Below are 12,851 nucleotides of genomic sequence, written 5' to 3' on the forward strand. Positions count from 1 at the left end.
AAAGCCCAATAACAGTTAAACCAGTTTGCTTCCTTGGCGGTAGGCTAATGCAACAGTCAGTGATTGAGCAAGGCATAAGGTTGCTGATTGAGAGCGAAATGCATCCACTTGTGCTTCTTTGATCACAAAACAAACGTCACTAAAGCTAGCTAATGGACTAATTTGACTATCTGTAATCACGATTTGTTTTGCGCCAGTTTGAGCTGCTTTTTCGCTAACCATAATGGTCTCTTCTGCATAAGGCGTAAAACTGATTGAGATAACCACATCTTTTTCGCCAATTCGGCTAATCTGCTCTTTAAACATACCGCCTAGGCCATCGATAAGCTGTGGGCGACATTCTAAATGGCTCAATGCATAGCTTAGATAAGTTGCAACACTAAATGAACGGCGCAATCCAATGATATATACGTTATCGGCTTCAACCAGTAAGGAGACCGCTTTTTCAAGATCTTCGGCTGGGGTACGAGCGGCCATTTGTTGCAACGCTTGTGCATTAGAGTGAGCAAACTCTTTTAAGATTTGAGCCGGATCATCACTAAGTTCTTGCTCACTATCCATTTCTCTGAATAAACGAGCACGATCCGTGTAGCTAGCCGTTTCTTCCACTAAATTCATACGAAATAATTGTTTCATTTCGTTAAATCCACTGAAATTAAATGCATTAGCAAAACGGATCAAGGTTGATGGCGGTACATTCGCTTCTTTAGCGATGACAGCAACAGTATCAAATGCCACGCTATTGGTATTATCCAGTACATAGCGTGCAACTTGTTGTAATCGTTTACTTAGTTCATCGTAACGGGAGCGAACTTGCTCCTGAAACTCATTCAAATTCGATGCAGTTGACATAAAACCTCCGTGACTAGGGGCTGTTGACCTTTGATGGTCAATTTTTATTCGAGTTAAAGCCATTTTAGGCAAGGCGAAAAATTCGCCACCTAGTGAAATAGGCAAGAGCCTCTCAACGTCGCATCAAATGAGAGAAATGTGCTTTAATCGAACCCGCAGGGCAACATTCAATCACAATATTTAACTCAAATGATAGTGAGTCAGCCTGATTAACACATCAATCAATTTATTAGGCTGTTTTTTGACCTTGTTTAGTCGTAAAAATCAGCAGCAAAGGTCAATAGCCCCTAGGTTCTTGATTGTAGTTATTTTCAGCCGTTAGTCGAATCTTTTTGAAAAACGAATCTGACTAAATGGAATAATCAATTCATATTACCTACTATACTGAAGGCTGATTAGAACGATTTTTGAAACACCTGTCTTTATCTTCAGTCGATAATTTCATAAAAACTCAGGCTGGATCACATAAATTGAATGTTATTTCAGTTTTAGTTGAAAATGAAATGAATATTTCATATATCTTTAGCAACAAGGTAACTCTATCAGCTAAAGAGAGGCAACATGCAACAGATTCAGAATTTCATTGGCGGTGAACTGGTATCTAGCCAAAGTGGGCGTTTTTCACCCGTATATAACCCAGCAACAGGTGAACAAATCGCTCAGGTTGTGTTGAGCAGCGCTGCTGAAACGAAAAAGGCAATAGAGGTTGCTCATAAAGCGTTCCCTATGTGGTCAAAACTTTCACCATTAAAACGCGCTCGGATCTTATTTAAATTTAAAGCATTACTCGAATTACATATGGACGACTTAGCGCGCTTAATTTCTAAAGAGCATGGCAAAGTTTTTTCGGATGCGGTAGGTGAGCTAACTCGTGGTTTAGAAGTGGTTGAATTTGCATGTGGTATCCCGCATTTGCAAAAAGGTGAGCACTCAGCCAATGTTGCAACAGGTGTTGATAGCCATTCTTTAATGCAACCTCTAGGGGTTTGCGCAGGTATTACACCGTTTAACTTCCCTGCGATGGTACCAATGTGGATGTTTCCTGTCGCACTCGCAACGGGGAACACCTTTGTACTTAAACCATCTGAGAAAGACCCTTCACTCGCACTGGAACTCGCTAAATTGTTAAAAGAAGCGGGTCTTCCGGATGGTGTGTTTAACGTTGTGCAAGGTGATAAAGAATCTGTTGATGTGTTATTGAGAGCACCTGAAATTCAGGCGGTAAGCTTTGTCGGTTCAACACCGATTGCAGAATATATTTATACAACAGCCTCGGAGCATGGAAAACGTTGTCAAGCTCTGGGGGGGGCTAAAAACCATTGTATATTAATGCCAGATGCCGATATGAATTTAGCGACCAACGCCATTATGGGAGCGGCATTTGGGGCAGCCGGCGAACGCTGTATGGCTTTATCTGTGGTTTTAGCGGTTGGTGATGAAACGGCAGATACTTTAATTGCTAACCTTGAGCAACAAATTGCCAAAATGACAGTAGGGCCGGGTATTGTTGATGGTAAAGAAAATGATATGGGGCCAGTGATTTCAGCACAGCATAAAGCAAAAATTTGTGATTACATCACAAGCGGTGAAAAACAAGGGGCTAAATTGTTGGTTGATGGCCGTGATTTCAAAGTAGCGGGTTTTGAAAATGGTTACTTTGTTGGACCAACGCTGTTTGATAATGTTACGCCTGAAATGACTATCTATAAAGAAGAGATTTTTGGTCCAGTACTGGCGATTGTGCGTGTACCGGATTTTGAAACAGGTTTGAAACTGATTAATCAGCATGAGTATGGTAATGGTACTGCGATCTTTACCCGTGATGGCGAAACGGCTCGTGAGTTCCAAGAAAATGTGCTAGCGGGTATGGTCGGAATTAATATCCCAATTCCAGTGCCGATGGCATTCCACAGCTTTGGTGGATGGAAGCGTTCTATCTTTGGACCACTAAACGTGCACGGTAATGATGGTGTTCGTTTTTACACACGAATGAAGACTGTGACGAGCCGTTGGCCTGCAAGTGTTCGTTTAGAACATCATGAAAGCAGCTTTACGATGCCAACAATGGAATAAATGGAGACCCATATGAATAAGCAGACAATGACCACAGCTCAAGCACTCGTTAAGTTTCTTAACCAGCAATATGTTGAAGTTGATGGTGAGCAGTATCCGTTTATTCAGGGAATATTTACCATTTTCGGCCATGGTAACGTGGTAGGTTTAGGACAGGCGCTGGAACAAGCGCCTGGACATCTACAGGTTTATCAAGGGTGTAACGAGCAAGGAATGGCGCATATTGCTACCGGTTTTGCAAAGCAAAAGAAACGCAAGCAAATTTGTGCGGTGACTTCCTCTGTTGGGCCGGGAGCGGCGAATATGGTGACTGCGGCGGCAACAGCAACCGCTAACCGTATCCCTTTGTTATTATTGCCTGGTGATACATTTGCAACACGCCAGCCAGATCCAGTTTTACAGCAAGTTGAACAATATGGTGATGGAACGATTAGTACTAACGATTGCTTCCGTCCCGTTTCGCGTTACTGGGATCGCGTTTCTCGCCCAGAGCAATTGATGGCAGCAATGATCAATGCCATGCGAGTTCTTACTGATCCAGCTGATACTGGAGCAGTAACCATTTGTTTACCTCAAGATGTTCAAGGTGAAGCATGGGATTATCCAGACTACTTTTTTGCTAAGCGCATTCATCGTATTGAGCGCCGTCCAGCGACGACCGTAAGTTTAGCTGAAGCAGTGGAACTGATCCGCAGTAAGAAAAAACCATTACTCGTGTGTGGTGGTGGGGTCCGTTATTCAGAAGCGCACGACGCATTTCAAAAATTTGCTGAGCATTACGCGATCCCATTTGGTGAAACACAAGCAGGTAAAAGTGCAGTTATTGCGAGTCACCCCCTAAATGTTGGTGGTATTGGCACGACAGGTGGGTTAGCCGCTAATTTACTGGCCAAAGAAGCTGATCTCGTTATTGGCGTTGGTACGCGATTCACTGACTTTACGACGGCATCGAAATCATTATTCAGTCACCCAGATGTCGAGTTTTTGAATATTAACGTTGCCGAGTTTGACGCAAGTAAACTCGATGCATTGAAGCTGATTGCGGATGCTAAAGAGGGGTTAACTGCACTTGATCATCAATTGCGAGGTAGCGGTTATCAGGCTCAGTGGGGCGAAAAAATTCAACAGGCCAAGCAACAGTGGCAATCAGAGTTAGCGCGATTGTTTTCCATCAAATATAGTCCATTGGATTTTGTTCCTGAAATCGCAGGACATCTTGATGACAAGTTGGCTGAGTATCGAGAAGTCTTGGGAACAGAGCTGGCGCAGACTCGAGTATTAGGATTAATGCAGCAACATATGGAAGATAATGCCATTATTGTTGGTGCAGCAGGCTCTTTGCCGGGGGATTTACAGCGTATTTGGCTACCTAAATGCTCTGATACTTATCATCTTGAATACGGTTATTCATGTATGGGGTATGAAATTGCGGCGGCTGTTGGTGCAAAAATTGCGGCTCCGGAGCAACCTGTTTATGCCATGGTTGGCGATGGTTCGTACTTGATGCTGCACAGTGAGTTGCAAACAGCTATTCAAGAAAACTTGAAAATCACCATTTTATTATTTGATAACGCAGGTTTTGGCTGTATTAACAATCTACAAATGAGTCAAGGTATGGGAAGCTTTGGTACTGAAAATCGCCATCGTAACCCTAAAACCGGTCAAATGGATGGGGCATTGGTGAAAGTTGATTTTGCTAAAAATGCAGAAAGCTATGGTTGTAAAAGCTATCGAGTGCATGATGAAGCACAATTGATCGCGGCTATTGAAGATGCAAAACTACAGACAGGCTGTGTATTGATCGATATTAAAGTGCTGCCAAAGACGATGACCAATGGTTACGAAGCATGGTGGCGCACAGGTACAGCTCAAGTCGCGGATAAACCAGAAATTGTTGCAGCAGCAGATAAAATCAAAGAGATGGTAGAAAATAAAGTACGTCAGTACTAAAACACGGCTCTGTAGGGATAGTTGTGGGTAAATGGCTGAAGGCGTTTTTACGCTTTCTGGCTATTTATTAAGGTATGAGATGATTTATCGGGAAGTTTGCAAGGATGTATTGGTTATTATTTGGTCGTTAATGTGGTTAATCTTGTTCTATATTTTTTGCCCAGTTTTGCTGGGCTTTTTATATTTTATAAAAATAAAATTATATAAAGCTAATTATTTAATTAAAAATAATCCCTCTTTATATAAAGAGGGATTAATAAATAGGTGCTTATTTCCACAACTGAACAATAAAAGAAGAGGAAAAGGTGAGGGGCAATAATTCCCCTCACTTGGCATTACCTTATTTCGTAGAAAAGGGTTGCTTTAACTGTTGTATTACCACTCACAAAATTGATTGAACATAGTCTATCATGTATTAACAGTGAAATTCCAAATACGGTGATACAGATAGCCACTAGTGATATTAGCATATACTTAGTCATTTCCTCTTGACCTCTTATTTGTTAAGAGGCACTATCTCAATTGTTCTGTTGGGATGTGCCTCGATGGTTGAACATAAAAACTCAATCATCGGGGCTTTTCCATTTTGGGCTATTAATAAATGCTTAAACCCAAAAGGGTTAAGCACCCGCCAAAAGATTAGCAGATTTAGCAAATATGGTATTGTGAGGCATTCTGATATTCGTCTGATTTTTTATTCGTTAACTAGTGCATGAATTTATTATAATTATTATTTAATATAATTATAGATTATTAGGCTTACTAGATAGATCCGAATGAATTTTGACAGCTCACAACCCTTGTAGTGTGAACCGAGGGGGATGGGTTTTGTTAATGCAAAAGTTGAGTTATCATTGATAAGAGCAACTGTGACAAAAAACAAAAAAACGAAACATATGTTTCAAAATTTAACTTAAGGTGTTTCCTTGTCTGATTTTGAACCCCTCCTATTGTGATGGTTTGACCTCTTTCTAGCTTAATTGATTGAGTTCTTATTGTTATTTTGTGATCAGAGTAACACTAAAAAACCACTTTAATATGACAATTGTTACCCAGTCCTCAAAAACATAATTTTCAATTAATTATAAATTGAAATGAATGTTTTATTTGTTATATTTCATCATATCCTAATAGTGGATTTATAGCCTCAAGGAGCATTTCAATGTTCAATATAGCACTATTCGGCGCAGGACGTATCGGACAGGTTCATGCTGTCAATATTGCCGGCCACAAAGAAACCGCACTTTACTCTGTGATTGACCCGTACCAACCAAATGCGGTAGCGCTGGCGGAGAAGTACCAAGCAAAGGTTCAGTCAATCGACGAAGCAATGCAAGATCCTAACGTCCATGGCGTGCTGATTGCTTCTGCAACCGATACACATGCCGATTTAATTGAATTAGCGGCAAAAAACAAAAAAGTTATTTTTTGTGAAAAGCCAGTACATTTAGATTTAGAGCGTGTTAGGCAGTGTTTAAAAAGTGTTAAAGAGCACAATGTGCCACTATTTATTGGCTTTAATCGCCGTTATGACCCCCAGTTCCGCCACCTGAAAAATTTATTTGAACAAGGCGCAATTGGTAAAGCAGAATCTTTAATTATTACATCACGGGATCCGTCACCACCTCCAGCAGAATATGTAAAAGTATCCGGTGGTATGTTCAGAGATATGACTATTCATGACTTTGATATGGCACGCTTTATGATTGGTGAGAACCCATGTTCAGTCTATGCACAAGGTAGCAATGTTGTTGATCCTGCAATTGGGCAAGCAGGGGATATTGATACTGCATTTATCATCTTAAAATTTCCTTCAGGAGCGATGGCAACAATTTCAAACAGTCGCCGCTCTGGTTATGGCTACGATCAGCGCATCGAATTACATGGCGAAAAAGGTTTATTAACAGCAGGTAATATTAAAGAGAACAGTGTTGAATTCTTAAGCGATGTAGGTTGTTTATCCGCTAAACCTGAGTTTTTCTTCCTGCAACGTTATCATGAAGCGTATAAAGCAGAATGGAATCATTTTGTCGATATTTTAGCAGGGCGTGCAGAATCAGAAACAACGGGTACTGATGGTGAGCTAGCGCTTTATTTAGCTGATAAGGCACTGGAGTCATTGAAAACAGGCAAAGAAGTTCAACTATAAATTTTATTACCTCTTATTTTACCGATTACTAACAATAACAGCGGGAGAATCATTTTCCCGCTTCATCAGTCACCTTACATATATTTATGCGCTAATTATAAATAGAAAGGCTTGGGGGTACTAATGCTGGCTCTACTTTCATTTATTGGCTTTACCTTACTCGTTGCAGGGATCGCCTATTACAAAACACGAAATGCACATTTAACATCATCTGCTGAGGGATATTTTTTAGGGGGCCGCTCTATGACTGGCCTGTATATTGGTGGCTCAATGCTACTAATGAATTTATCAACGGAACATCTTGTTGGACTTAATGGCTTATCTTTCAGGACTGGCTTTATTGTAATGGCTTGGGAGGTTATGGCTGCATTAACGATTGTATTATTCGCTATTTATTTCTTACCTAAATACCTTAAATTAGGTATTTCGACTATTCCAGAATATTTAGAACGCCGCTTTGATAAAAATACTTTATTAATAACATCCATTCTATTTTTAGCCATGTATGTTATTTCGTTGTTACCTATTGTCCTATATACAGGCGCGATTGCTCTTGAAAGTTTATTCCAAGTTTCACATGTTTTTAATGTCGATAAAACAACTGCATTGTGGATCATGGTATGGGGCGTTGGTGGTCTAGGGGCAATTTATGCTATTTTCGGTGGTATCAAAGCCATTGCGATTGCGGATACGGTTAATGGTGCAGGTTTGATTATTGGTGGGCTGTTAGTCACTGTATTTGCCTTGCTGTATGTTGGCGATGGTAACGCTTGGGCTGGTTTGACGGAAGTTTATCAAGCGCATCCAGATAAATTTAATTCAATTGGTGATGAAGATTCATTAGTGCCGTTCTCAACTTTATTTACTGGGTTGATCGTTTCAAATATGTTTTTTTGGTGTACTAATCAGTCAATTGTCCAAAAATCGTTGGGAGCGAAAAACTTAGCTGAAGGGCAAAAAGGGGTAATGCTATGTGCATTCTTTAAGCTTATTATCCCATCTATTATTATTCTACCTGGTATTATTGCATTCCATATTCTCAGTGGTGAAATTGATAATCCAGATAATGCTTATCCTGTTTTAGTTCACATGGTTTTACCTGAATTTTTAGTTGGCTTTTTTGCCGCAGTGGTAGTTGGTGCTGTATTCTCAACATTCAGTGGTGGATTGAACTCATCAGTGACCTTATTTACGGTAAATATTTATAAAGACCGTATTAATAAAAATGCAACTGAAGCACAGACTGTTAAAGTCGGTAAATATTTAGGAATTGCTTTAGCATTGGCGACCATGATTATTGCTCCTTTAGTTGCGAATGCACCAGATGGTTTGTTCTATTTAATTCAGCAATTGCAAGGTATTTTTAACGCACCGATCTTGAGTGTTGTGTTAGTGGGGTTAATGACAAAGCGTGTACCTCCTATCGCTGCAAAATTAGGTCTGTTATTTGGTATGTCGGCCTATTTAATTTGTAATTTTGTTTTAGACTTAAATATTCATTTCTTCCATTTAGTGGGAATTCTATTTGTTGCGAATATTGTCTTTATGCTAACGATTGGCTATTTCTTCCCTGGAAAACCGTATGAAGAAGTGTATACCGAGCAAGTTGATATCTCCCCATGGCGCTTTGCAACACCGACGGCTTGCCTAATTGTTCTTGGTGCAATTTCTATGTATGTCTATCTGGCTCAGGGAGCACCTAGCTATGTGATCATCGGCTATTACATTTTTGCAGCTGTATTTTTAACCTTTATTATTTATAAATTTTCAAAGGCATGGCTAGCAGGAAAAACTCAACCTATTAATGCATAAAGGAGTTAAGATCTTATGGAACCATCACTTATCCCGATGGTTAAGCAATTCATCTCACAGCGAGATCCCTTTGATCGCTTAGATGAAGAACAGTTAAATCAGCTAATCAATAATGTTGAAATTAGTTATTTGACGCAACGGGAAGTGTTAAAACCGCAACAGATTGCAGGCCAAGGTTTATATTTGGTAAGAACTGGGGCGGTAGAACAGCGTTATGCAGATGGTTCCTTAAGAGCAAGGCTTGGTTCTGGGGATGTTTTTGGATTCAGTGTGTTAAATAAAACACCTGAATTCCCCGGTGAGTATCAAGTGGTCGCGATAGAAAATACATTGCTCTATTGCATTTCGCGTGAGGCATTGCTGGTCGCGATGGAGCAAAACCAAGCCGTTTGCCATCACTTTGCATGTGAGGAAGGCCAAAGACTGGCATCACGGCCAAAAATTAATAGCCTAGCAGAAGATCATTTACTCTATTTAAATCCTGTCTCCTCTATCGAAAATAGAAATATTGTTATTATTTCTCCTGGCACTAGCATTCAAGATGCTGCGCAAGAGATGGTACAGATGCATCGTTCTTCGGCATTAGTGATGGCGGGTGATGTATTACTGGGAATTATTACTGATCGAGATCTGACAAAACGTGTTGTAGCGCTTGGTTTAGATATTACCAAGCCTGTTAGCAAAATTATGACGGAAAATCCTGTAACAATTTCTGCTAATGCCCCCATTATTAACGCTATTGAATTAATGATGCAGCATAATATTCGTAGCTTACCAGTTATGACAAATCACCGTATCACAGGTGTTTTAACGGCAACCAGTTTAGTACAAAAAAATAGTATACAAGCGGTATATTTAATCAGCCGCATATATCGACAAGATAGCCTTGATGAATTGAAAGCGCTGGGGATACAAAGACAATCCGTGTTTGAATCCTTAGTAGAATCAGGAGTTCAATCCCATACGATCCAATTGATGATGACATTAATTGCTGATGCTTTTAATAAGCAATTATTGAAGCTTGCAGAAAGAGAGCTTGGGGAACCACCTTGCGATTACTGTTGGTTTGCAGCAGGATCTCAAGCTAGGCAAGAGATGCATTATCTCTCGGATCAAGATAATGGCATTATTCTCGCGCGAGATATTACTAAAGAAGAAGAAGGCTGGTTTAGGCAGCTGGCGGAATATGTTTGCTATGGCTTGGATGAGTGTGGGTATTCCCTTTGCCCTGGTCATATAATGGCGACAAATCCTAAATGGTGTAAGCCATTATCGGATTGGCAAGCCTATTATCAACAGTGGTTAAAAGAACCTGAGCAACTTGCATTATTAAATATCTCTGTGTTTTTAGATATTCGTTTCTTATATGGAAACCAAGTTCTTTTTGACTCACTGGTTCTTTCTGCTGAATCACACTTAAAAGGCAGTAAACGATTATTTTCAATGCTTGTGGCGAATTCAACGCGAATTAACCCTCCACTTGGTATGTTTAGACAATTTGTATTAGTCAAAAATGGTGAAAATCACAGCGCGTTTAATATTAAAAAGCAAGCTATTAACTTGCTTGTGGAACTTGCTCGTGTGTATTCGCTGGAAGCGGGGGTTTTTACACCATCCACGATGACTCGGTTTGAGGTCGCTCGCGACTCTGGCATTATTAGTGCAGCATCTTGCCAAGAATTAACAGAAGCGTATTTATTTATTAATCAGGTTAGGTTTGGTTGCCAACGTCGAGCATTATTAGCTGGAGATGCATTGACTAATTTAATTGTTCCCCAGCGGCTCACCCAATTTGAGCGCAATCATTTGAAAGATGCGTTTCGCATTATTGCACGAACTCAAGAAGCAGCGCAGCAGCGCTATCATGCGAAAGGCATAATGAAATGATAAGCGCTATATTACGTTTTCAACGGCCACTAGCACGTTTGGCTCGTCGCCGAATGAAATTACTTAAGTCTCAAAAGCTACCTATATTATTACAACAGTCTTTACAAACGGCTTTACCCAATGAAGATGGTTTGTTAGAAGCGCAAAAAATTCTCTCTATTGATATAGAAACAACCGGTTTAAACCCTGAAAAAGACAGAATTTTGAGTATCGGTATGGTTACGATTGCAGGGAATCGAATTCTTCTTAAAAGTGCGCAACACTATTATGTGAAGGATGTCGAGCCAGTTAAAGCAGAAACTGCGGTGATTAATCATATCACACCAGAGCAATTGAGTGAGGGGATCTCATTATCCCATGCTATTGCGCTTTTTTTACATGAAGCAAAAGATAAGTGTATTTTGGCTCATGGTAGTGCGATAGAGCAAGAGTTTCTTTCTAAGGCAATGAATATTAAAGAATTACCATTTATTTGGTTTGATACTTTACGAATTGAAAAAACGTTATTAAGCCATAAAAATATTAATCGTAATGATTTTAGTCTGTCAGCACTACGAAATCGTTATCAGTTACCTGATTATGATGCACATAATGCCCTTTCTGATGCAATTGCTGCCGCAGAGCTATTTCTTGCTCAATCTAAAGTGATTTATCCTTCTCAACCGCCTGTCATCAAACAGCTCTATAAACGATCACTATAGTTGATGTATTTTTTGAAATTTCCATTTCATTTATACCTTTATTTTATTTCATTTATAAGCTTTCTATCTAATCGTTTTATTTTTATTTCTTTATAAATTAAATGATTAAATAAAAAATTAACGCCAGATCACATAATGAAATTAATATTCCTTATTTTGTTGAAAATGAAATAAATATTCCGTATAACATCAGTATCAATTAAAAAACATCAAGCACAAACATCGGTTGAGCTTGTGCTATCTAAGATGAGCTGCACGAAGGGAGAGTACAGAATGAAAGAAATCCGTATTGGCATGATAGGTACTGGTTATATTGGTCGTGCTCATGCGATCGCATATGCACAGGCGCCGACCGTTTTCCCATTAAAAGGTCAGCTTGTTCGTGAAATGATCGCAGAAATTACACCCGAGTTAGCAGAGACTCGAGCGAAAGAGATGGGCTTTAATCGTTCAACCGATGACTGGCGTAAACTGGTTGCTGATCCAAACATTGATGTTGTTGATATTTGTTCGCCAAACTTCCTACATAAAGAAATGGCTATGGAAGCGATAAAGCAAGGTAAACATGTTTATTGCGAGAAGCCGTTAGCCTTGAACTCACAAGATGCCAAAGAAATGGTAGCGGCAGCTGCAAAAGCAGGTGTTAAAACATTAGTTGGTTTTAACTATATGAAAAATCCAACTGCACAACTTGCAAAAGAAATTATTGCAAATGGCGAAATTGGTGACGTTATTCATTTCTATGGTACTCATAATGAAGACTATATGGCTGATCCTAACGCCCCAATTCACTGGCACTGCTTCAAAGATAAAGCAGGTTTAGGTGCGCTTGGTGATTTATCCGCACACATTATTAATATGGCTCAATTCTTAGTTGGCGATATTGAGACGGTTTGCGGTGATATGGAGATTGTTATTAAGCAGCGTCCTGAAAAGGCAGGTTCTTCTGTCATGGTTGATGTTGAGAACGAGGATCAGGCGCATGCGATGGTACGTTTCTCGGGGGGAGCAATGGGGGTAATTGAAACCTCAAGGATCGCCGCAGGCCGCAAAATGGGACTGACCTATGTCGTCACTGGAACGAAAGGGACCTTATCTTTTACCCAAGAGCGTATGGCTGAGTTGAAACTATATCGACATGATGAACCAAGTAACCGCCAAGGTTTTAAAACTATTTTAGTGGGCCCTGAGCATCCAGATTATGCGCCATTCTGTAATGGTGCAGGGCATGGTATTGGGTTTAACGATCAAAAAACAGTTGAAGTTCGAGATTTAATTGATGGTGTCGCAATGGGCGAAAACATGTGGCCTGACTTCGAAGAAGGTTGGAAAGTCTCACGCATTCTTGATGCCATCGCACGTTCTTATGAAGAACAGCGCTGGGTTAAAGTCACTGAAATCAATTAATTCTGTTTAAGAGGTGATTA

Annotated in this window: 10 protein-coding genes; 8 read left to right on the top strand and 2 right to left on the bottom strand. The window is 40.0% G+C overall.

Annotation, left to right across the window (positions count from 1 at the left end):
- Positions 1 to 15: 15 nt before the first annotated feature.
- The gene (locus M1E96_RS05655) at positions 16 to 852 is read right to left on the bottom strand and encodes a MurR/RpiR family transcriptional regulator (RefSeq protein ID WP_140182838.1); all 837 of its coding nucleotides are present in this window, start codon (positions 850 to 852) and stop codon (positions 16 to 18) included.
- 561 nt (positions 853 to 1,413) lie between these two features.
- Between M1E96_RS05655 and M1E96_RS05660 the strand changes: the two genes are divergently transcribed.
- The 3 genes from M1E96_RS05660 to M1E96_RS05670 are packed head-to-tail and all read left to right on the top strand — an operon-like array spanning position 1,414 to position 5,194.
- Positions 1,414 to 2,925, top strand: a complete 1,512-nt coding sequence (locus M1E96_RS05660; RefSeq protein ID WP_070925109.1) for a CoA-acylating methylmalonate-semialdehyde dehydrogenase — start codon at positions 1,414 to 1,416, stop codon at positions 2,923 to 2,925.
- Positions 2,926 to 2,937: 12 nt separating this feature from the next.
- Positions 2,938 to 4,875 carry a 3D-(3,5/4)-trihydroxycyclohexane-1,2-dione acylhydrolase (decyclizing) gene (gene iolD / locus M1E96_RS05665; protein WP_272580174.1) on the top strand — a complete coding sequence of 646 codons (1,938 nt, stop codon included), beginning with the start codon at positions 2,938 to 2,940 and terminating at the stop codon, positions 4,873 to 4,875.
- A gap of 31 nt (positions 4,876 to 4,906) precedes the next feature.
- On the top strand, positions 4,907 to 5,194 hold the full coding sequence (locus tag M1E96_RS05670; RefSeq protein ID WP_369427414.1) for a hypothetical protein: 288 nt from the start codon (positions 4,907 to 4,909) through the stop codon (positions 5,192 to 5,194).
- 16 nt (positions 5,195 to 5,210) lie between these two features.
- On the opposite strand, the gene M1E96_RS05675 is transcribed toward M1E96_RS05670, so the two are convergent.
- Entirely contained in the window at positions 5,211 to 5,357 is a 147-nt protein-coding gene (locus tag M1E96_RS05675; protein ID WP_081335932.1) for a Hok/Gef family protein, read from the bottom strand.
- A 680-nt stretch (positions 5,358 to 6,037) separates the two neighbouring features.
- Here M1E96_RS05675 and iolG point away from each other — a divergent pair.
- From iolG to M1E96_RS05700, 5 genes are all read left to right on the top strand, one after another.
- Positions 6,038 to 7,024, top strand: a complete 987-nt coding sequence (gene iolG, locus M1E96_RS05680; RefSeq protein WP_070925210.1) for an inositol 2-dehydrogenase — start codon at positions 6,038 to 6,040, stop codon at positions 7,022 to 7,024.
- 123 nt (positions 7,025 to 7,147) lie between these two features.
- The gene (locus tag M1E96_RS05685; protein WP_070925211.1) at positions 7,148 to 8,836 is read left to right on the top strand and encodes a solute:sodium symporter family transporter; all 1,689 of its coding nucleotides are present in this window, start codon (positions 7,148 to 7,150) and stop codon (positions 8,834 to 8,836) included.
- A 15-nt stretch (positions 8,837 to 8,851) separates the two neighbouring features.
- Positions 8,852 to 10,723: a DUF294 nucleotidyltransferase-like domain-containing protein gene (locus M1E96_RS05690; protein ID WP_369427415.1), complete on the top strand. Its 1,872-nt coding sequence runs from the start codon at positions 8,852 to 8,854 to the stop codon at positions 10,721 to 10,723.
- Positions 10,720 to 11,424, top strand: a complete 705-nt coding sequence (locus M1E96_RS05695; RefSeq protein WP_070925213.1) for a 3'-5' exonuclease — start codon at positions 10,720 to 10,722, stop codon at positions 11,422 to 11,424. The genes M1E96_RS05690 and M1E96_RS05695 overlap by 4 nt, the downstream gene beginning before the upstream one ends.
- Before the next feature lie 273 nt (positions 11,425 to 11,697).
- Entirely contained in the window at positions 11,698 to 12,831 is a 1,134-nt protein-coding gene (locus tag M1E96_RS05700; RefSeq protein WP_140186044.1) for a Gfo/Idh/MocA family protein, read from the top strand.
- Positions 12,832 to 12,851 lie beyond the last annotated feature (20 nt).

The sequence above is a fragment of the Providencia sp. PROV236 genome, from assembly GCF_033676985.1.
Lineage (GTDB): Bacteria > Pseudomonadota > Gammaproteobacteria > Enterobacterales > Enterobacteriaceae > Providencia > Providencia manganoxydans.